Source organism: Bacillus sp. SIMBA_005 (assembly GCF_046535585.1).
Classification (GTDB): Bacteria; Bacillota; Bacilli; order Bacillales; family Bacillaceae; genus Bacillus; species Bacillus pumilus.
Map to the genome: position 1 here is coordinate 1 of NZ_JAWRWI010000327.1, position 275 is coordinate 275.

Here is a 275-nt window from a genome sequence, read left to right on the forward strand (position 1 = left end):
CGATCCGAGAGGGTGCGGACGTCTTCGGCAATCGAAATCAGTGTATTATCCACGTATATTCCTCATTGTTATTATTCCTTCTCTCGGAGGGAGACTTATATCTTAAACGTATTCATGCCAGCTTTTTTACGTAACGTCTCGCCACTCTTGCGATACGACGAAAGGGACCGCCCAATCGCCATAATCGTGAGCGGTAGATCAGATCGATTTGATTTTGCAAACTCTGAGCTCGATGCACGTTTTCCGCATTCTGCTGCCTGAGCGACGCGACCTCT

1 protein-coding gene is annotated in these 275 nt (G+C 48.0%); it reads right to left on the reverse strand.

Annotated features, from left to right (window positions below; all coding sequences use genetic code 11):
* Positions 1 to 95: 95 nt before the first annotated feature.
* Positions 96 to 275 (reverse strand): hypothetical protein (locus SB660_RS20325; RefSeq protein ID WP_410584120.1); only part of this gene is annotated, 180 nt, incomplete at its 5' end.